The following is a 20,690-nucleotide window of genomic DNA, read 5'->3' as shown; positions in this document are numbered from 1 at the left end:
ATGATTCAAATAATTCAATACATTGGAAGAGAAATTTCAAAGAGACTAAAAAGAATTCTGACTCAGACTATCATTTATATTGTTTCGCCTAAAGACAATTTAATAGCTAAAACATATTATATTTTTGTGCCGGAAAAATATGGATCAGAGTATCACTTAGACAAGCGGATAATTGATGTTAACTGGTTTATTCCTGCTTTTAATCCCGGATCTGGTTCGGGCGGACATTTGAATATATTTAGAATGGTTCATTTTCTAGAGAAATTTGGAATTAAAAATAACCTCATCATTGTTGAGAGTAACCATCTTACAAAAGCGCAGAGTAAAAAAATTATCAATGAAGATTATATTCCTGTCAATGCAGAAGTTTTTGAAGGAAGAAAGGAAGTAAAGCCGGCTTTAATTTCGATGGCAACGGAATGGAGAACCGCTTATCCTGTTCGAGATTTTATTGGGTCTCCAATCAAGACTTATTTTGTTCAGGATTATGAGACTCTTTTTTATCCGCCGGGAACGGATTCTGCTTTAGCTGAAGATACATACAGATTCGGGTTCTATGGAATCACTGCTGGTGATTGGATTAAAGATACATTGAAAGAAAAATACAATATGCCCTGCGAAAGCTTCGGATTTTCTTATGACAAACATCTTTACGTAGCAGCGGATGATGTGAATATTCCGCAGAATACTTGGAAGAAAGATAGACCTAGAGTCTTTTTTTATTTGAGAACGAAAACTCCTAGACGCGGCGCATATTTGGGATTACTCGCTCTAGGAGAATTAAAGAAAAAATTTCCCGAAGTTGAAATCATCATTGCTGGCGAGAATAATAAGGATTTGATTCTACCATTCGAAGTAACTAATCTTGGTCTTCTTCAATTGAGTCAATTGCATGATATTTATAAGTCTGTTGATCTGGCACTTGTATTATCTTTTACAAATCTATCCCTTTTACCTTTAGAGTTGATGGCTTCTAATTGCACTCTTTTAATCAATGAGGGTCCGAATAATAGATGGGGTTTAAATGAGGATATATGTTCCTTTTGTGATCCTACGATTGAGTCTATTACAGATAAGATGTTAGAACTTTTAAAAAATCATGAATTAAGAAATCGCCTACGAAAGAATGCTGTCAAATATGTAGTAACCACAAGCTGGGAAAAGGAAGCCGAAAAAGTTTTCAAAATTCTTACTAACTTACAAAAGAAATATTTAAACAATGACTAATATATTTCTTCTTCTCTCTACTTATAATGGAGAAAAATTTTTAGAGGAACAATTATCAAGTCTAAAAAAACAGAGTATTCCTTTTCAATTATTAGTTCGCGATGATGGATCATCGGATCGAACTTTAGAAATTTTGAATCAGTGGAAAAAAAATCTTCCCTTAAAAATTTTAGCAGGTCAGAATGTAGGCGTAATTGAAAGTTTTAATGTATTGTTAAATTCCCTCCCGCCGGAAGCTGATTATGTTTTTTTTTGTGATCAAGACGATATCTGGGAAGCGGATAAGATTGAAAAGTCGCTGGAATCAATTCTGCGACAAGAGGATTTGTTTGGAAAGAAAATTCCTCTTCTTTTTCATTCGAATCTTTCTGTGATTGATGATACTTCTAAATTTATTCATAAGTCTTTTTGGAAATTTCAAAGCATTCACTGGAAACTTGGACATAGACTAAATCGTCTTATCATGCAAAATACGGTTACGGGCTGTTCGGCGGTAATGAATGCTCCTTTACTTAATCTAGTTAAGCAAGTTCCAAAAGAGGCAAAGATGCACGATTGGTGGATAGCTTTAGTTGCTTGTTCTTTTGGAAAAATTATTACATCAGAAAGAACTCTGATACGATACAGAATTCACAGAAATAATGTGGTAGGTGGGAAAACTCGCTCTTTCGGAAGAATTGCTAGAACACTTCTCGGGCTAATAGATTACGTGAAAATGTGGAAATTAGAAAATCAAACTAGAATCATTCAAGTAGAGAAATTTCTTCAAATATATAAATCCATTTTACCCTCAGAGGAAAAAGAAATACTTGAAAAATATTTATTAGTATCTAAAAAGAAATTTTTGGAAAGAAAGTATTTTCAAATTCGGTATCAATTTTTGCAGCAGGGTTGGCTAAGAGTCCTTATCTCCTTTCTACTTTTTTAAAAAAACCTTCTTTTAAGCCTAACAAAAACTGCTTCAAGTTTTCTTTTTTTTGTTTTTCTAAGAGAAAAACTCTTAGATTGTCTACTAAGAAATTTCCTATATCAACGAAAAACCAACACGGGAATTGAAATGAGTATAGTTTCCAAGTCCAGATTCGATTGCGAATCATATAAAATCTTCTCTGTGGACTGTGATTGGTTGGATGGAAAAGTAATTTAGAAAATTGAATGCTTTTGGTATTTCCTAAATTATGCAGAAGCTCCGCTTCGCGTATTACCGTGATTGAAAAACCATTTGCCCTTACCCGTAGACAATACTCGATGTCAATATAATCAATAAAAAAATCCTCTCTCATAAATCCACATTTCTCGATAACTTCTCTTGGAATAAGTGAGCCTGAAGATATAACTGTATTTACATTTTCAAGCTTACGCATATTAGCCGTTAACCGCACTCGCTTATAGAAAAATTTTGATTGAATCCAATACTTTTGTTCTTTTCTAGAATCGTTATGCACTATATGGCAGGCGGCAATTCCTAGATTTGGATTGATTTCAAATTCCTTCCGCAAACTTTCCACACTATTCTGGCTTATACTAGAATCGTCATCTAGAAATAGAAAAAAATCCCCTCCCAATTCCAAGCCTTTTTTAATTCCAATATTTTGTGCTGCTCCTAGACCTAGATTTTTTGATTCTAGGTGAATTGTAATTTTTGAATCTTTGATTTCTGTTTGGATTTGATCTTGAATTTTTTTATCTGAACCGTTTTCAATTAGAATGAGTTTGTCTACTTGAGATAGTATATTTTTGCTGTTAGAAACGAGTTCGCTTAAATTTGGTTGGTAACTTACGATTATCCCTATTAGCATTTTTAACTCTAAATTTTATCATTTTGGTATATTCTAATTTTGTAAATGAAAAACCCTAATAGCATATTTAATTCTTAGGTTAATGTTTCACGCGGGGACGCGGGGTTCGCGGAGTGCATTGATTCCTTTTAAAGCAGGAAGATAAATCAATTCTAACTGTAGTATTACGGAGGATGTTTATAAATCGAAACATTTTTTAAAAATTAGATTTTATAAAAAAAATAATACGTGCAAAAAATAATAATGGGTAAATAAGTAACACCTATGAAAAATCTAACTTTTAACTTCCTTGTCACTTTCGTTTTATTTTCAGCTCCTTTGTTTTCACAGACATTTGAGGTGAAGACTGTGCCAAATCCTAGACTCGCAAATGGAGGATTTGTTTCTGATCCAAATCATTATTTGCAATCTACAGAAATTGAAAACTTGAATACAAAGCTAATCGAACTAGAAAAATCAACTACAGTAGAATTTGCCATTGTTATCCTACCTACGATTGGAAGTTCGATTCCAAAAGAATTTGCAGTAGAGCTTTTTAATTATTGGGGTATTGGAAAGAAAGGAAAGGATAATGGTCTTTTGCTGCTACTGGTAATGGATCAGAGAAGATGGGAATTTGAAACTGGCTATGGGCTAGAAGGAACTCTACCGGATGCAATTTTGAAAAGAATAGGAGAAGATGAATTAGTCCCTAATTTAAAAAAGAAAGAATATGCTGTTGGATTTGAAAATGTAATTTCTGCGGTTAGTAGGAAAATTAAAAATGAACCTGAACCTATTGAAGAAACTTCCACTCCCATTTTAGATTCGGAAGATAAAAATTTAGGACCTTTTACCAGTGTAGATAATTCTCTCCCTCCAGTTTTTACGCCTATCTATTTAATCTTGTTTTTAATTGGGACATACTATTTAAAAAATAAAGATGGAAAAAAGTTTAGCCTTCTTTTCTCTGATTCGTTGGTAAACTGGAAATTGGCGTTAATTGGACTAGCTCCTTTTGTTATTTACTTTCTTTATTATTCTTATGAGAGTTATATCTATTTGCCTCCATTGCTTTACCAAGCCTATTTCTTTTTAGGTGTTTTTATTTTTGTTTCCATTTCCCAGGTGTTTTATGAATTTTCAAAGAAAACCTACAAAGATCCATATGAGTATTATAAAGCAATTGATTCAAGATTTAGATCATGGGAATTTATTTTACTTATATTTATTTTTCCTTTGCCTTTAATCATCTTTGCCGTATGGAGTTTTATTAAAAGAAGACAATTAAGATTAGCCGTAAGAATATGTCCTAAGTGCGAAACGGAAATGGTTCGTCTTGCAGAGGATAAAGATGATTTCTTCCTAAAAGATGGACAGAAGATAGAAGAAAAAATTGGATCTATTGACTATGATGTTTGGTTTTGTGAGAAAAGTAAAGATGTTAAGATTTACGCATACGAGTCATTATTCACAAGCTATTCCAAATGTCCTTCTTGTAGTTATAAGACTTACTTTGTCGAATCGGACACTGTGACAGTTTCTCCTACTTGCACTAGTTCTGGTTCCGGTATACGACGTTATGCCTGTAAAAATTGTAATCATAAAAGTAGTTCGACTTATACAATTCCCGCAAGAGATTGTAGTAAGTCTTCTAGTTCCTCTTCTTCTTACAGCGGCGGTTCATCTAGTTCTAGCTCGTCTAGTTCTTCTTTTGGTGGTGGACGATCGGGTGGTGGTGGAGCAGGTGGTAGTTGGTGAAATTTTTATCTTGCTTCTATATCGTTTATTGTTATAAAAGAAAAAATGGGGACTGATACAAATTTAATTAAAACGTTTGCTAAGCAGGGATTAAAGGCTCTGCTTACAATTTCTATTTTAACAATTCTGGGCATATTTATTAATTGGTTGCTTCTTTTGTTTATGATTCCTGAACTTCGAATTCTTTTCGATGCGTCAGCCGCTAGCGCAGGTCATGCGGGAGGAGTGGGGGCTGTTCTTTCTGTATTAATTTCAGTTGTTCTAAATTGGAAAGCGAGTCTTTTATTTTTAACTTTTTTCATAGTATTTCCATTTTTACATTTTCTATTTGCCAAGAAATACGCAATATCCATTGCAATCACTTCTTTATTAAAGGAAAAGAAAAGTCAATTCGTAGAATATATTATGCAAAAGTTCTTTGATAGGCTTCATTCTAAACTGGAATGGTTAGATAAGCTAAATTCTTCTAGTCCTCTGAAAGCGGTAAATGAATATTTGCCGATTTACTTGAAAAATCTAGAAGGCATGCCTTTTATAATTCGACTCATTGTTAAACTATTCTTGGCTCGTATTGATTTTTTAGGAATTGTTTCAGGGACTATAAATGAAGAGGGGCTAATAGATATTAGCCAGGACGAACTTATTGAGAAAATTATTAGTAAGGTGAATTCTATTCTAGATGAAAAAATTTTTTCTCCTAGCATTCAAGCAAACTTAATTTTATCTGGAGTAAATATTTTTGCCTTTATCGGGATAAAAGTATTCATTTAAATGAACAAAACAAAAGTTAAATATTTTACTGTAAATGAATTCATTGGCGGATTCTCTGCATTATTGGTTTCCTTGCCATCAGCAATTGCCTATGGTCTCATCATTTTCGCAGGTCTTGGTGAATCTTATACAAGACAAGCGGCTGTTGTAGGAATTATTGGGACAATTATTTTAAGTATATTTGCTTCCATTTTTGGAAAAACTCCTGGAATGATTTCAGCACCCAGCGCTCCGGCAGGTGCAGTATTATCCGCCTATGTAATGGAGTTAGTCCACAGGAAAAATGTTTCTATTGAATATGTTCCTATCTTTGTAACTCTAACAGCACTCTTTGCAGGTATATTACAATTTGCCACAGGAAAAGCAGGAGGAGGAAAACTTGTAAAATATATTCCCTATCCGGTTGTGACAGGTTATCTGGGAAGTGTTGGACTTTTGATTATTCTAGGTCAATTGCCTAAAATTCTTGGTCTTTCTAAGGTAAGTCAAATATTTTCCAGCTTACCCGCATTAGCCACTCAGAATTATGTTCATCTAATAATTGGAAGCTCAACGATTCTCTCCATGCTTTTGATAATACGAATTTCAAAGAGAATTCCTCCAGCGATTTTTGCACTTAGCATTGGCGCGATTACTTTTTTTACACTTGGTTCCTTTGATGGAAATTTGTTTTCAATTAAGAGTAATCCTTATGTGATTGGGCAAATCTCTGTTTCCCCCTTAGAATTTGTTCATAGCATTTCAAAAACATGGAAATTGATTGCAGGATTTGATATTGATTTAGTTTTAAATCTTATCGTTCCAGTGGTTACTCTTGCTTTTGTTCTTTCTATTGATACTTTAAAAACTTGTATCGTTCATGATACTATTATGCAGACAAGACATGATTCCAATAGAGAGTTAATGGGGCAGGGCATTGCAAATATTGTTTCTTCGCTTGCAGGAGGAATTCCTGGTTCAGGAACGATGGGAGCAACGCTTGTGAATTTAAATAGTGGGGGAAAAACAAAATTATCCGGAGCTTTGGTTGGAATTTATGCAACGTTTATTTTATTATTTGTTCCCCAAGTGCTTGCATGGATTCCCGTTGCAGCATTGGCTGGAGTGTTAATTGTTCTTGGATTCAGAATGCTTGATTTGAATAGTTTTAAACTGCTAAGAAATCGGGCAACGATCATTGATTTTGGCGTGATTGTTGTAGTGATTATTTCTGCTTTAACCTATGACTTAGTAACTGCCGCTGGAACTGGAATTGGAATGGCTATTTTACTTTATATACGAGAGCAAGTGAGATCGACTGTCGTTCACAGAAAATTTTCAGGAGATCAAAAGTTTTCTAAAAAGAGAAGGCTTCCATCTGAGATTCAAGTTTTAGAAAAGAGAGGTAAATCTACGTTAGTCCTTGAGTTACAGGGTCAATTGTTCTTTGGAACTACAGACCAACTTTTTACAGTTGTAGAATCCTATCTTACAAAAACTAAATATATAATTCTAGATATGCGAAAAGTTCTTTCAGTCGATTTTACAGCGGCTCATATGTTAGCTCAAATTCATTCTAGAATTGAGGCAAACAACGGTTCGCTACTTCTTAGTTCTATTCCGTTGGATTTGCCTTCCGGTCAGAATGTGAGAGAATATCTATTAAACCTTGGCTTTTCTGAAAGCAAAACCCTGCACTTTTTTAATGACCTAGAGACGGCATTGGAATTTGTAGAAGATGAAATTTTGACAGAGGAATTTCAGGAGGCACTTGCATCTCCCATAGAGATGAGTCTAAATGAATTTGAATTTTTTGACGGCGTTAGTCCTAAGCTTATGAGAAAATTAACAAAGCAATTTCACGAAAAGAAATTTTCCAATGAACAATACATTTTTCGTAAAGGTGATCCCGGTGATGAAATATTCTTTATTCGTAAAGGTGATGTGAAAATCATAATTCCCTTAGCCGCAGAGCAAAACCTTTTGATTACAATTTTTTCTCAGGGAGATTTTTTTGGTGATATTGCTTTCTTGGATTCTGATTGTAGATCCGCAAATGCAATTGCCGACGGAGAGGTTTCTCTCTATTATCTGTCGCGTAAAGAGTTTGAAAAAATTGTGCATAAATACCCCGAGCTTGGAAGCTTATTCTATGAAAAATTAGCAAGAGCCATTTCGACTAGGCTACGTATGACTGATGTGGAACTTATGGCATCGAGGCAATCTTAGATTTTTTGCCACGGAGGTTGAGGGATACGCTCGAAATATTATCGAGAAAAATCATTCTTAATATCTTTCTCTGCGTCTCGGTGGCATATTAGTTAGTCGTTAGGTTTTTTCTCTTTTTTTTCGAGCGGATTATCGCTGCTAACCCCTGCTGGTTTTAGAATCTTTACTTTATTTAATCCTTTGTCTGCTTCCATTCCAATTCCATGAATGGTTGTTCCTTTCATAATAATCGTTACCGGCTTATCTGTGTTAAGCGTTTCGCTTTCTAAATTGTAGGTAAGTTCTTCTGCTTTTAAATGACGACTATCTTCCGTAATCAAATCAATATTCCCATTCACTACAAGTGTCTTCGCTTTCTGATCAATTTCTGCACGATCCCCAGTCAGTTTTGATTTTACAATTCCCTTTTCATATTGATCAAAATCTAAACCATAAAATATTGATTTATTGTCATTTACATAAACGAAAGCTTCCTGTGCTTTCAATTTCCAAATCAAATCTCCTTTTTCGTTGAATGCATCCCGTGTAAAATTGCGAAGGCTAATTGTTGAGCCTGATTCGCGCTCATTTTCGATTCGTAGACTATTTTCTTTTTTGCAGTTGATACAAGTAATAGATAGGATTAAGAATATTCGGATTAATAAATATTTCATGGCTATTCCATGATTCAGAATGTTTTGAGTGACGGCAAGAATTTTTCTTTTCAGAATATTTCCCTTTCCGCAAGATGGAGAAAAGGAACAAAAATGGAATACCTTGAAACAATTTACTTTTACATGGCAGTTTCTGGAACGATTTTCTTTTTTATAAAATTTGCTCTTTCGTTTTTTGGGCACGACAGCGATTTACACGATGTAGACGCATTTGATCCGGACAATTTGGATTTTAAATTTTTATCTCTTCAAACGATTTCCATTTTCTCTGCTGGATTTGGCTGGATGGGGCTTTTTATTTTTAAGAACACTGAACTAGGGGTAAATATTAGTTTTGCGCTTGCATTTGTCTTTGGAATTTTGTCGGCTGCGTTTGAAATCTGGATTTTTACAAAAGTAAAAGGACTTGCTCAGATAAATGAATTAAATCTTAGCAATGCGATTGGAAAAATTGGAAAAGTATATCTTACCATTCCAGAAAATTCTGTAGGGGAAATTCAAGTTAGTTTTCAAGGTAGTATGAAAAATATTAAGGCAGTTTCTCTGTCTGGTGAAAAAATTCCCGCTTTCACAGAAATAAAAGTTTCTTCTGTTAGAGATGGAATTTTAGTTGTAGAAACATTGTAGTCATAACAAGGAGAATTAGGTATGGGAGAAATTTTAGGAATATTTTCTGTTCCAGTTTTAATTGGAGCATCGGTAATTTATTTTTTAGTGAAGAGATACAGGCGTTGTCCTTCGAATAAAATTCTTGTTATCTATGGGCGCGTTGGAAAAGATAAGAGCGCGATTTGTATTCATGGAGGTGGAACTTTTGTCTGGCCTCTCATTCAAGATTCTCAGTTCTTAAGTCTAGAGCCGATGACGATTGAAATTAATCTCACCGGAGCACTTTCCAAACAAAATATTCGAATCAACACTCCAAGCACGTTCACTGTTGGAATTTCAACTGATCCGAGTCTAATGGGAAATGCCGCTGAGAGACTCTTAAGTCTTTCTGATTCCCAAATCAAAACACAAGCAGAAGATATTATTTTAGGTCAACTTCGTCTTGTGATTGCTACTCTAGACATTGAAGAGATAAATCAAAATAGAGAAAAATTTCTAGCTCAAATCAATGAGAATGTAACAACGGAACTTAACAAACTCGGTCTTACCCTCATCAACGTAAACATTAAAGATCTAACAGATGAGTCCGGATACATTGAAGCAATTGGTAAAAAAGCAGCCGCTGAAGCAATCAATCAAGCCAAAATTGAAGTTTCCAATCAGGAAAAATTTGGAGCAACCGGTCAAGCAAAAGCGATACGCGAAAGAGATGTTGAAGTCGCAAAAGAAACAGCAGAATCCCTAAAAGGTCAAAAAGAAGCAGACATCGATCAAATGGTTCGAATTGCAGAGCTAGATGCGTTAGGCGCTTCGAAGACTGCCGAGGCAATTCGAAATAAAGAAATTAATATATCCATTCAACAAGCAGAAGCAGAAAAAGGAAAGAAAGAAGCCGAAGCAAACAAACGTATTAGTGTTTCTGATTTTGAATTTAAAGCTGTTGAAGGAGAGAAAGTCGCCGATCAGAAAAAGCGTATTGCTGTAGCGGAAAATAACGCATTAGCCGTTGATGGCGAAAATAAATCAAAAGCAAAAGTAGCTGAATCAAATGCGGAATTAGCAAAACGCGAATCAGAAGCACTTCGAGTAGGAGAAGTAGCAAAAGCAAATGCGGCTACAGAAATTTCTAAGGCAGAAAAACAAGCTGAATTAGCCAAGTTAGAAAAAACACAATTAGCCCAACAAGAAGTAGAGAAAAAAAGAATTGAAGTCGAAGCAGAAGCTGAAGCCGAAAAAATTCGCCGAATTGCAAAAGGGGAAGCGGACGCTACTTTATTTAAGTTTAAAGCAGAAGCAGAAGGCTTACAGTCCTTACTCGAAGCAAAAGCTGCCGGTTATCAAAGAATTATTTCTGCATCGAACGGAGACGCAGGGTTAGCCGCTACACTTTTAGTCATTGAAAAAATGGAAGCAATTGTAGCAAAACAAGTAGAAGCAATTTCTAATCTCAAAATTGATAAAATTACGGTTTGGGATTCAGGAAATGGAGTGGGGGGTAATGGAAGTTCTACCGCTAATTTTCTAAAAGGATTTATTGGAGCACTCCCGCCGCTGCAAGAGTTAGCAAAGCAAGCAGGAATTGAACTTCCCGAATACCTGGGTAAGTTAACAGATATGGATAAAAAAGATAAACCGAAAGGAACAGCGAAGGAATAAAAAGAAAGGAAACGCAATGAGTATAAATCTAGATGTAATTTCAAAAAAAGAATTGGAAACAATTATTGAGAGAACAATTGAACGTAAACTTATGCAGATTCTAGGTGATCCAGACCATGGATTAGCTGTGAAGAAAACTATGCAAAAGAGATTAGCGTCACAGTTAAAAAAAGTTTCTTTGGGCGAAGTCGGAAAGCCTTTAAAGACGATAGGCAAGACTTCAAAGAGGTAAAATTGATTTTTAAAATTCACTTCTTAGAAGAGGCTAATGCTGATTTATCTAAGCTCAATAAGAATGATTCAAAAATCATTCTTAAGAAATTAAATTGGTTAGCTCTAAATGTTAAAACCGCAAAACATTTACCTCTATCTGCTAATCTAGCTGGTCTATATAAATTAAGAGTTGGGGATTTTCGAGTCATTTATCAAATATTGGATAAAGAGTCTATTCTTTTAGTTCATGCTGTGGGTCATAGAAAAGATATTTATGATATATAAAGGTTATTCATTATGAAGATAGGTTATTTTGGAACACCGGAGCATTCAGCGAAATTACTGAATGCTCTGATTCAAGAAGGTCATGAGGTTTTGTTTGTAGCGACTAATTTGGATAAGCCGGTTGGTAGAGATAAACATCCCACTTCTTCCCCTGTTAAGAAATTAGCTGTAGAAAAAAATATTCCAGTATTACAATTTCCTAATATTCGAAATGATGCCGCAATCGATAAGATGAATTCATTCGAAGCAGATATATATGTAGTGTTTGCCTATGGATATATTATTCCATCTCGAATCTTTAATTTTCCGAGGCTAGGGACGATTAACCTGCACGGAAGTCTTTTGCCGGAGTATCGTGGAGCTTCTCCGGTTCAGTCCGCAATTTTAGATGGAAAAGAGGAAACTGGTGCAACAATTCAATATATTACAGAAGAGCTAGACGCGGGTGATATTATTAGTCAAGTAAAGGTTTCCATTTCTCAGGAAGATACTTTTGGAACTCTTCTCGAAAAAATTACTACACTAGGCATTCAAGATGTGCTCAGATTATTAAAAAATTCTGACGGGAAAAAGTTTGCCGCCAAAGCGCAAGATCACAAGGAAGCAACCCATTGTAAAAAAATAAAGCCAGAGGATCGCAAATTGGACTTTTCCTTATCAGCTGAGTTTTTATTTAATAAGATTCGTGCATTTAATCCAGGATACATTTGCTATACGAGTTTTCGCGGAAAACGACTGAATATTTATTCTACTAAGCTAGTCACTGACGAATCTGTAACCCTGTCAAAGAAACCAGGAACACTACACATGATAACCAAGAAAGCGGTAGGTGTAGAGTGTGGGGATTCCAAAATTTTAATTCTTGAATCCGTTCAGCCTGAAAATAAAAAGGTAATGTCCTCTTTGGATTTTATCAACGGAGCGAAGCCTCAAACGGGAGAAGTTTTTCTTTGAAAGAATTTTTAAACAAATTAAAAGTGGTTCCAGCACTTGGTTATCTATTATTCATTACAACTGGCTTAATTGTATTTTTTATTGCTGCATTTCTTGTCGTTCTTCTCAGAACTAAGAGTGCGTCTAGTGTCATGATGCCTGATCTAGTGGGTCAGCAGTATACGGAAGTCCACAATGAACTAATGCGTCTTAGGCTAAAAGTTAGAATTGAAAACAAGCGTTATCCAGAGAAAAATGATGGTGAAATCATCTATCAATCCATTTCTGCGGGAAAAAATGTAGAAGCAGGTGCAAAGCTTTATCTTACTGTCAATAATGGTATGGACAGAGTGAAAATGCCTGAGTTAAAAGGACAAACGCTGGGCAATGCCAAAGCAGCTTTAGATAAAATTTTATCTGGTGAGACTTACGTTAGTTTGACGCTAGGCGGAGTTACTTATATTCCTGTTTCGGAAGGTCAATCTCCAGAAACGGTTGTAGGACAAATTCCAGAGCCTGGGAAAGTCATTACTAGTCGTGAGAAAATTTTTCTTCTAGTAACAGAGCCTGATGTGAAAGATAAGTCTTCTAGAGTAGATGATTATAAAGGGATTCCATTTCCTCTTGTCGCTCGCATTCTAAATACAAAAAAAATTAAATACAAAGTTACTGAAATCATTTCTACTAAAGATAGACGAGAGAATGGTTTTATTGAATCTTATACAACTAATTCCGATGCTTCTTATTCCTTTAAAATCTTTTACTTTGACCCAGAAAACAAGGTGCAGAGTGGATATGAGAAAGTTTCTTACAGAGTAGACAGTTCTAAGTCTTATAAATTACAAATTCAAAAAATAGATGATGATACCACCACCCAAACTCTATTCGAAGACATTTCCTTTCAAAAAGACGAAGAGTTAAAATTTGTTTTTTACAGAGAAGGGGATGTCCGTGTTTCAATAATTGGAATGGATGGTGATAAAGAAAAGTCTTTCAAATTTAGGAGCGATTTATGATAAAAATTTCAGCCTCAATTCTGGCTGCCCCACTGAGCAATCTTGCAACAGTGGTTCCAAAGTTAAAACCAAAGGCAATCGATTTTATTCATATGGATGTTATGGATGGAAATTTTGTTCCACAGATCAGTTTTGGAGAAGCCTTAACCGAAGAAGTTGGCAAGCTTACAAAAATCCCGCTGGATGTACATCTAATGGTAAATAATCCAGAGCGACATGTTTCGAAGTATTACAAGTTAAAGCCGGAATTCATAACTTTTCACAGAGAAACTACAGACTTTCCAATTCGTTTAGCTGAAGAAATTCGAAAAAATGGAATCAAAGCTGGTATTGCTCTAAATCCTGGAACTCCAGTTAAGATGATTCAAGATTGCCTTCCTTACATTGATTTAATTTTGATTATGACTGTTGAGCCTGGATTTTATGGGCAAAGTTTTGTTAAGAGCGGACTAGAAAAAATCAATAGGGCAAAAGAACTAATTGGTTCCTATCCAATTCAGCTAGAAGTGGATGGTGGAGTAAATACAGGCAATATAGAGCGACTATCTGATGTTGGCGTAAATATTTGCGTTGCAGGATCTGCACTTTTTAAGTCGGGCAAGCCAAATGAAAGCGCTCTCGGTCTTAAAAACTTGACAAATACCTAGTATTTTTTTTTGTTACATAATGAAGTATTTCAAATCCATTTTCTGGTCTTATAGAGCAGTAATTGGAATGATAGAAAGGAATTAAAAATTGGTTAAACTTAGATTACAAAGAACTGGCACGAAAAACGAACCTCATTATAGAATTGTAGCTGCAGATAGTAGATTTCCTAGAGATGGAAGATTTATTGATGTAGTAGGTCAATATCATCCAATCAACAAAGCGAACCAAGTTGTCATCAACGATGAAAAAACAATTGGCTGGCTTAAAAAAGGTGCTCAACCCACTAATACTGTGAAAGATTTGTTTAAAAAATCGGGTCTTTGGAGCAAATTTAAAGCTAAATAATTATGCACTCAGAAGCATTACTTAGATATATCGTTTCCTTTTTAGTTGACAAGCCAGAGGCAGTGAACGTTCGAGAAGTAGAAGCAGAGGATGAGACTATACTTGAACTCATTGTTGCTCCAGAAGATATTGGTAAGGTAATTGGTCGTAATGGACGAATTGCCAAATCTCTTCGAACTCTCATAGCAGCGTCTAGCGCGAAAGAAGGAAAAAATTACAGTTTAGAAATCATTGATTGATGATTATATTTCTATCGGAAAAATCACTTCTACTTTTGGACTAAAGGGTTTTCTTAAAGTAGCGAGTAGTGGTGATATTCTCCCTTCTCTTAAAGCAAATAGCACTCTATATTTATCCTCAGAGTCTAGTTTCACGCCATGTAGGCTTTTAGAAATTCGAAAAGTCAAGAATCAGTATGTTCTCTCCATTGAAGGCTGCAAATCCATTGAAGAAGCTGAAAAGTTAATTGGTTCCATTCTATATTTCCCAAAGAAAAGCTCGAAAGAGTTACTTGGAGTCGATGAGTTTTTTGTTCATCAATTAATCGGTCTCCATCCATACTTGGGAGATACTGAATATACAGGATTTAAACTTACTGAGGTAATTGAAAATCCTGTGCATCCCGTCCTTTTATTTTCTGATACGAATATCGAAATTTTGATACCTTATATTAATAAGTTTATAGGTAAAGTTGATTTAGAGAACTCACGCATGGAGATATTAAATTGGCAGGATTGGATTAATGCAGATTAATTTCATTACTCTATTCCCGAACAAAATTTTATCCTATTTCTCGGAAGGGCTTCAAAAGAAAGCAATAGATAAGGGAGTTTTCTCTGTAAGCATTGTAAATCTTAGAGATTTTTCTAGCGATAGGTTTGGTCGAGTCGATGATACAGTCTATGGTGGAGGTCCGGGAATGCTCTTAAAAGTTGAGCCCATTCACAAGGCTCTCCTTTCCCTTGGAGATAAAAAAGGAATTGTTTGTTTGATGAGTCCGAGTGGAACTCCTTATTCGCAAAGAATCGCAAGCGAGTTTGCTGAAAAAAAAACAAATTTAACCTTTATTTCTGGCTATTATGAAGGTATTGATCATCGGGTTACTGAACATTTAGTTGACGTAGAACTGAGCCTTGGAAACTATGTTTTATCATCAGGAGATTTGCCTTCGCTTTGTGTTTCCGATTCAGTGATTAGGCTCCTACCTGGTTTTATGGGTGATTCTTACGGTAGTTTAATCGAGGAGTCACACAATGAAGAAGGGCAGTTAGAATACCCTCAGTATACTAAACCACAAAACTATAATGAATGGTTAGTTCCTGATATTTTAATCAGTGGAAACCATTTAGAAATTAGTAAATGGAAAGAAAAGAATAGAAAGCAAATGAATCGTTAACGAAAGGAAATGAATATGAACCATGAAATCGCAAAATTATTTGAATCAGACCTGAACAGAAGAAAAATTAATTTTTCTGTTGGAGACACCGTAAAAGTGCATTACAAAATTGTCGAATCCGGAAAAGAAAGAACACAGATATATGAAGGCGTTGTTATCTCTATCGTAAACAAGATGAATGATAAGTCTTTCAATGTTAGAAGAGTTTCTTATGATATTGGTGTAGAAAGAATATTTCCTCTTTATTCCCCTAAGATTTCAAAAATTGAATTGGTTCGTAAGGGTCATGTTCGTAGAGCTAAGCTTTATTTCTTACGTGAAAAATCTGGCAAAACTGCTCGAATTAAAGAGTTACGTGGTGGACAGGCAATTGTTCAAGCTGAGCGTAAAAAAGAGAAAGAGTTGGCTCAATCTCAAAAAGACGCTGCAACTGAAGCACAAGTTACCGCAGCGGCATAGATTTCTCAATAAATCAGAATCCAAATTCGTTCCAACCTGAAGAGTTTTCTCTTCTTGAAAATCTTCAGGTCTTTGGAGTCGATGAAGCCGGACGAGGTCCTCTGGCAGGTCCTTTGTCTTTGGCAATGGTTTCCTTTTCAAAATCCACCTTAGAAAAAATTTTCCAGAAGCAAGTTTTAAAGAATCTAACAGATTCAAAGAAGCTCTCTGAAAAAAAGAGAGAAAGTCTCTATACGGAAATTTACTCTTGTGCAGATCTAGTTGTTCACCAATTCATTAGTAATAAATTTATTGACAAATTTGGAATATCCTATTCTATATTCGATGCAATACGAAAACTCGTAAAAAAATCAAAGCAATATAATCTTTATTTATTAATCGATGGAAATTATGACTTTAAAGCTCACCAAGCCAATTCAGGTTTTTACTTTCCCTATAGATCCATTGTAAAGGGGGATTCAAAAGTTGCTTCTATTTCTGCAGCATCGATAATTGCAAAAGTAAAACGAGATCGTTTTATGGATGCTATTGCCGAAAAATTTCCTGAATATGAATTCAAGCGGCATAAGGGATACGGTACTGCACTGCATATTGCGAAAATAAGAGAGCATGGTATGTCTGTTATTCATAGAAAATCGTTTCAGTTAAAAGAAGGAGCGCATGGAGTTTAGAGTTTTACCTAAGTCAAATGTAAATGCCATTCTTTCTAGCTCTATTGATGCGAAGGTAGAGAGTCTAAATGGATTGTTGAATTCTAAAACTATACTCGCTGCAACCGTCTTAGAGTATTTTCCTAGCAATCGCAGCTACTTGTTGAGTTTTTCTGGAAAACAATTACGATTGCAGTCTGAAGCTAAATTGTTTGTTGGAGAAAAATTGGAATTAAGAGTGCAAAGAGAAGGCTCTCGAATTGAAATGGAAATTCTGCATCGTAGCCTTGGGGCAACGAAAATTAATTCCGAAGAAATGGGAAAAGGATGGAGTCAAAACCATTTTTCCCCGTTAAAAACCGTTGAGAATGTTCTTGATTCAAACAACTCAGAAATTTCGATAAAGAAAATTTTCCAATTTTTAGATGTATACTTTCCAGGCATTGATTGGAATATAGACACACCATTTTTTTATTGGAAATTGGAAGATGGGCAAGCAAATGGGCTCTACGGAAGAAAGAGTGATAGGCAAAGTTTTTATTTTCATTTTGAATCAGAGAGATTGGGGGAAGTAGATTCCCATTTTTATTGGAAAAAAAATGATTTTTCAGATATGGTTTTAAATTGCGTTTTCAATAATCTTGCCGTTTATATAATTGCGAACGAAAAGTTGCCAGAATTTAAAAAAATGCTTTCTTCTAATTCAATACCTGCTAATGATATCATTTTTCATTATTCTACACTGCGAAAAGAAAAAGGGGATTGGATTGCTTAATGATTGCAGTTGCATTAAAGTTTTTACCAGAAAAAAATAGCGCTCCTATCGTTGTTGCCAGCGGAGCTGGTTATTTAGGAGAAAAGATTAATGAAATTGCCTTGGCAAACGATGTGCCAATTGTAAAAGACAAAGATTTGTCGTCTACTCTATTAAGAGTGCCAGTTGGTCAAGAGATTCCAGAGACTCTTTATAAATCAGTTGCAGTGGTATTTAGCTTTTTATATAAAATAGAAAATGAATTGAAATCGAAACGCATTTAAGATATTGTTCTACAGGGAGATTTTTTTTTATAAATGAAGGTAATTAAAATATCTGATTTAAAGGTTGGTAGCAAATATACGAAACCCTTATATTTGGATAAAGATAGCATATTTATAAATGCAAATACTTCCGTTTCGGAAGCAGACATTACACGTCTGAATAAGTTTGGATTTAAAGAAGTGCTAACTCATGGTGAATTAGTTCAAGAAGTTTCTCCGAGTGAAATGGTTCTTGATACGAATTCTTTTCCAACAAATGATCATGATTTCAAAATGCTACAGTTGAAAAATACTTATTTGCATATTGAAAAAAATGTTCCAGCCTTTGAGACCGTTTTTAAAGACAGCTTCGTAGTCATGCAGGCACTTTTTCGAAAAATTTCAGAGGATAAAGCATTTGATATAAATCCTGTCCGTGATACTGCTGATAAATTAGTAGACCAAGTCAGAACAAATTCCCATTTATGTTTTTGTTTAATCAACCATAAACCAAACGGATACTATCTCTATAATCAAGTAGTCTATGCAACATTGTTTGCGTTAATTATTGGTTCTCTATTAGAATATTCAAGACCTAAAATGATAGAACTAGCAATATCTGGACTACTAGCCGATATTGGAATGGCAAAAATTCCATCTGTAATTTCTGAGAAGAATTCTACCTTGACTGACGATGAGTTTAAAGTAATCAAGAAACATCCTCTTTTTGGTTATCAAATTTTAACAAAGGTGTTAAAATTAAAAAATGCTTTAGGTTTAGTTGCATTGCAACACCACGAAAATTTTGACGGTAGTGGCTATCCTCAGAAAATTCAAAAGAAAGAAATTGATGAATTCGCTAGAGTCTTTACAATTGGAGATAATTTTGCTGCTCACATATTGGATAGACCTTGGAGGAAAGCTCTTTTACCATATGAAGCAATGAAGAATATGATTAGTCTAAATACTAATAAATATGACTTGGGTTATATCCGTCTATTCTTAAATAAAATAGCAATGTATCCGATAGGTTCTTGGGTTGAACTATCCGATTCTTCCAAGGCTATTGTAATTGATTCAAACCCGAATAAACCACTTAGACCTTCCTTGATGGTTGTTAGAAATTCAAACGGAATGAAAACCAAGGATTCAGCCTTTATAAACTTATCCGAGGAGGATAAAATTTATATAACTAAAGCTATTCCTTCCGATGATTAAACCATGAAATTCTTTCTAATTGCTGATGCTGAGAAGATATGGTATATTTGGCCTGAAACAAATGCCTATACTGTTCTGCAGGTTTTATTTTTTATATTCCTTTTTTTTGCCGTTATTCAAATCGGGCGGTATGTTTTTCTAAGAAAGAAATCTACTAGTTCTTCTTGGACGCATATTTTAAACTATGCCTACAACAAAAAATTATCTTCAAAAGAAATTTCTGTTTTAGAGCATTTTTTTACTTCTCTTGATTTATCGGTCAATGAAAAAGCCAATTTACTTGCTAATAAGAAATCCTTTCAGATTCTGCTATATACTTATTTAAAAAAATATCATTCTGACTCTGTTGAATCCTACGTGCGCATTCTGGATAAATTGTTTCCCACGCTTGATCACCACTTAGAAATTAAATCCATACTAGATGTTCATGTGGGTGAAGTCTGTGCAACCGAATTTGACGGTTTGTATTTTCTTGCTAGGGTTATGAGCAAAAATGAAACCGAAATCATTCTCTCCATTAGTGATAACGCATTTAAAAGAGATAGGGAAGGATTAAAAGTAAATTTATACTTCTATAGAGATAATTTAGGTGGATTCTTAATTCCTGGGTTAGTAAAGAAAGTAAACGCAAATGGAATTTTATTTTGTCAAGAAGGCGATGTTCAAATGAAAGGAGAAGAGCATCTTGTCGCTGAATTATCGCGCGAGGTAGAACTATTTCCGTGGGGAATGAAAACCCAAGATGCATCGTTGTCTCTTCATGACAATGAAACCAAAATCTTCGTTGATGGCGAGAATGAAGAGCCTATCGTTGTTCCCCCTATGCCCGAAACAGATGAAGGAAAAGAAGAAGAGAAAAATGCAGCTTTGAGTTTAAAGGGCAATATGATTCGAATATCGGATCGAGCAATGCTATTAAATGTGAAGGATCCTTTTTTTAATGAAGCAGTGTTACGAAAGATTGACATCTGGGAAATGGTTGTAAGTCTTAGTCCAGGCTCACAGCCGTTAGTCTTGAAAGGAAAAATAATGAGATCTGATCTTTTTTCTGAGTCATTCATTTTTAAATTCGTTGGCCCATCCGAATCCGATATGCGAACTATTTTTGAGGAAATAAAAAAACATTCTCCAATTAGAGGATTTATTTCATAAAATAGTGTTTCAAAAAATATTGATTTCGAAAAAAACTTTTTCAACCGATAAATTAGTAGATAAACTTAAGTCTAAATGATTTGAGTAAGATAGTGGATAATACAATTCGAGGACGAGAAGGGGAAGAGCTAGCTTGTCAGTTTCTGAAGGAACAAGGTCATGAAGTTTTGTTTCGAAATTTCAGAAATCGATTAGGCGAGATTGATATTGTAAGTGTAAAGCAGGATTCGATTTTCTTTATTGAAGTAAAAAATTGGGAGGGAAATTTAATTTCTCCTCTTGAGGTATTTACGAAGAAGAAAATTAGTCTTATGAGAAAGCTGGCAGAATTTTTCTTTTTCTCCAATCCTAAGTATAGAGGAAATTTTTTTGTCTCTTTTTGTTTGATTGAAATACGAAAAGACAAAGTTCATTTCCACAGAGATTTGTTTTAGATTTTTTCTTTAAAAGTTTTCAAGGATGAAGACTAAATTTGTTACAGGGAAGTAACTATGAATAAAATGATACATTCTACGGGGACTCTTTTAGATCCGTCGGATTTTGGACCAGATCCGATTATACTTCGTAAAAGAGGTATTTCTAGAAATCTGCAAAATAAATACGAACTTTATAAACGCAAGATAGAAGATCCAGGCTATATGGATTTTGCAATTAACAAAATAGCGGTAGAGTTAACTCATTTCCTTTCAAAGTAA

General features: G+C 34.7%; 26 protein-coding genes. 24 read left to right on the top strand and 2 right to left on the bottom strand.

Annotation, left to right across the window (positions count from 1 at the left end; genetic code table 11):
• Both IPH52_17845 and IPH52_17840 read left to right on the top strand, forming a co-directional pair.
• A complete protein-coding gene (locus IPH52_17845) occupies positions 1-1,227 on the top strand; it encodes a glycosyltransferase family 4 protein (protein ID MBK7056873.1) in 1,227 nt (408 codons plus the stop codon).
• On the top strand, positions 1,220-2,155 hold the full coding sequence (locus tag IPH52_17840) for a glycosyltransferase family 2 protein (GenBank protein MBK7056872.1): 936 nt from the start codon (positions 1,220-1,222) through the stop codon (positions 2,153-2,155). Before IPH52_17845 ends, IPH52_17840 begins: the two co-directional genes overlap by 8 nt.
• Here IPH52_17840 and IPH52_17835 read toward each other — a convergent pair.
• Positions 2,133-3,026, bottom strand: coding sequence for a glycosyltransferase family 2 protein (locus IPH52_17835; GenBank protein MBK7056871.1), 894 nt, complete (start codon positions 3,024-3,026; stop codon positions 2,133-2,135). The genes IPH52_17840 and IPH52_17835 overlap by 23 nt on opposite strands.
• 264 nt (positions 3,027-3,290) lie before the next feature.
• Between IPH52_17835 and IPH52_17830 the strand changes: the two genes are divergently transcribed.
• Genes IPH52_17830 through IPH52_17820 form a run of 3 tightly spaced genes read left to right on the top strand, consistent with a single transcriptional unit; the run spans position 3,291 to position 7,745 of the window.
• Entirely contained in the window at positions 3,291-4,766 is a 1,476-nt protein-coding gene (locus tag IPH52_17830) for a TPM domain-containing protein (GenBank protein ID MBK7056870.1), read from the top strand.
• A gap of 45 nt (positions 4,767-4,811) precedes the next feature.
• Complete coding sequence (locus tag IPH52_17825) at positions 4,812-5,537, top strand: hypothetical protein (GenBank protein ID MBK7056869.1); 726 nt, start codon at positions 4,812-4,814, stop codon at positions 5,535-5,537.
• Complete coding sequence (locus tag IPH52_17820) at positions 5,538-7,745, top strand: SLC26A/SulP transporter family protein (protein MBK7056868.1); 2,208 nt, start codon at positions 5,538-5,540, stop codon at positions 7,743-7,745.
• Positions 7,746-7,837: 92 nt separating this feature from the next.
• Here IPH52_17820 and lptC read toward each other — a convergent pair whose 3' ends face one another.
• On the bottom strand, positions 7,838-8,398 hold the full coding sequence (gene lptC, locus IPH52_17815; protein MBK7056867.1) for an LPS export ABC transporter periplasmic protein LptC: 561 nt from the start codon (positions 8,396-8,398) through the stop codon (positions 7,838-7,840).
• Between the two features lie 93 nt (positions 8,399-8,491).
• Here lptC and IPH52_17810 point away from each other — a divergent pair, with 93 nt between their 5' ends.
• The 19 genes from IPH52_17810 to IPH52_17720 all read left to right on the top strand — a co-directional run bounded on the left by IPH52_17810 (position 8,492) and on the right by IPH52_17720 (position 20,690).
• Positions 8,492-9,025, top strand: coding sequence for a hypothetical protein (locus tag IPH52_17810; GenBank protein MBK7056866.1), 534 nt, complete (start codon positions 8,492-8,494; stop codon positions 9,023-9,025).
• 21 nt (positions 9,026-9,046) lie between these two features.
• Positions 9,047-10,663, top strand: a complete 1,617-nt coding sequence (locus IPH52_17805) for a flotillin family protein (GenBank protein MBK7056865.1) — start codon at positions 9,047-9,049, stop codon at positions 10,661-10,663.
• Positions 10,664-10,679: 16 nt separating this feature from the next.
• Positions 10,680-10,895: a hypothetical protein gene (locus tag IPH52_17800; GenBank protein MBK7056864.1), complete on the top strand. Its 216-nt coding sequence runs from the start codon at positions 10,680-10,682 to the stop codon at positions 10,893-10,895.
• Between the two features lie 2 nt (positions 10,896-10,897).
• A complete protein-coding gene (locus IPH52_17795) occupies positions 10,898-11,161 on the top strand; it encodes a type II toxin-antitoxin system RelE/ParE family toxin (protein ID MBK7056863.1) in 264 nt (87 codons plus the stop codon).
• 12 nt (positions 11,162-11,173) lie between these two features.
• Positions 11,174-12,115, top strand: a complete 942-nt coding sequence (gene fmt, locus IPH52_17790; GenBank protein MBK7056862.1) for a methionyl-tRNA formyltransferase — start codon at positions 11,174-11,176, stop codon at positions 12,113-12,115.
• Positions 12,112-13,110, top strand: coding sequence for a PASTA domain-containing protein (locus IPH52_17785; protein MBK7056861.1), 999 nt, complete (start codon positions 12,112-12,114; stop codon positions 13,108-13,110). The genes fmt and IPH52_17785 overlap by 4 nt, the downstream gene beginning before the upstream one ends.
• A complete protein-coding gene (gene rpe, locus IPH52_17780) occupies positions 13,110-13,757 on the top strand; it encodes a ribulose-phosphate 3-epimerase (GenBank protein MBK7056860.1) in 648 nt (215 codons plus the stop codon). Before IPH52_17785 ends, rpe begins: the two co-directional genes overlap by 1 nt.
• 88 nt (positions 13,758-13,845) lie before the next feature.
• Positions 13,846-14,103, top strand: a complete 258-nt coding sequence (gene rpsP / locus IPH52_17775; protein ID MBK7056859.1) for a 30S ribosomal protein S16 — start codon at positions 13,846-13,848, stop codon at positions 14,101-14,103.
• A gap of 2 nt (positions 14,104-14,105) precedes the next feature.
• Positions 14,106-14,342 carry a KH domain-containing protein gene (locus tag IPH52_17770; GenBank protein MBK7056858.1) on the top strand — a complete coding sequence of 79 codons (237 nt, stop codon included), beginning with the start codon at positions 14,106-14,108 and terminating at the stop codon, positions 14,340-14,342.
• Entirely contained in the window at positions 14,335-14,856 is a 522-nt protein-coding gene (gene rimM, locus IPH52_17765; protein ID MBK7056857.1) for a 16S rRNA processing protein RimM, read from the top strand. Before IPH52_17770 ends, rimM begins: the two co-directional genes overlap by 8 nt.
• Positions 14,846-15,499, top strand: a complete 654-nt coding sequence (gene trmD / locus IPH52_17760) for a tRNA (guanosine(37)-N1)-methyltransferase TrmD (protein MBK7056856.1) — start codon at positions 14,846-14,848, stop codon at positions 15,497-15,499. Before rimM ends, trmD begins: the two co-directional genes overlap by 11 nt.
• A 15-nt stretch (positions 15,500-15,514) precedes the next feature.
• Positions 15,515-15,958 carry a 50S ribosomal protein L19 gene (rplS, locus tag IPH52_17755; GenBank protein ID MBK7056855.1) on the top strand — a complete coding sequence of 148 codons (444 nt, stop codon included), beginning with the start codon at positions 15,515-15,517 and terminating at the stop codon, positions 15,956-15,958.
• Positions 15,959-15,966: 8 nt separating this feature from the next.
• Positions 15,967-16,629, top strand: coding sequence for a ribonuclease HII (locus tag IPH52_17750; protein ID MBK7056854.1), 663 nt, complete (start codon positions 15,967-15,969; stop codon positions 16,627-16,629).
• Positions 16,619-17,383, top strand: a complete 765-nt coding sequence (locus IPH52_17745) for a hypothetical protein (protein ID MBK7056853.1) — start codon at positions 16,619-16,621, stop codon at positions 17,381-17,383. Before IPH52_17750 ends, IPH52_17745 begins: the two co-directional genes overlap by 11 nt.
• A complete protein-coding gene (locus tag IPH52_17740; protein MBK7056852.1) occupies positions 17,383-17,646 on the top strand; it encodes an EscU/YscU/HrcU family type III secretion system export apparatus switch protein in 264 nt (87 codons plus the stop codon). Before IPH52_17745 ends, IPH52_17740 begins: the two co-directional genes overlap by 1 nt.
• 33 nt (positions 17,647-17,679) lie before the next feature.
• Positions 17,680-18,843, top strand: a complete 1,164-nt coding sequence (locus IPH52_17735; protein MBK7056851.1) for an HD domain-containing protein — start codon at positions 17,680-17,682, stop codon at positions 18,841-18,843.
• Between the two features lie 3 nt (positions 18,844-18,846).
• The gene (locus IPH52_17730; protein ID MBK7056850.1) at positions 18,847-19,995 is read left to right on the top strand and encodes a hypothetical protein; all 1,149 of its coding nucleotides are present in this window, start codon (positions 18,847-18,849) and stop codon (positions 19,993-19,995) included.
• Between the two features lie 92 nt (positions 19,996-20,087).
• Entirely contained in the window at positions 20,088-20,429 is a 342-nt protein-coding gene (locus IPH52_17725) for a YraN family protein (protein ID MBK7056849.1), read from the top strand.
• 66 nt (positions 20,430-20,495) lie between these two features.
• Positions 20,496-20,690 carry a hypothetical protein gene (locus IPH52_17720; GenBank protein ID MBK7056848.1) on the top strand — a complete coding sequence of 65 codons (195 nt, stop codon included), beginning with the start codon at positions 20,496-20,498 and terminating at the stop codon, positions 20,688-20,690.

Source organism: Leptospiraceae bacterium, assembly GCA_016708435.1.
Lineage (GTDB): Bacteria > Spirochaetota > Leptospiria > Leptospirales > Leptospiraceae > UBA2033.
This window is presented reverse-complemented; position numbering and strand designations above follow the sequence as displayed.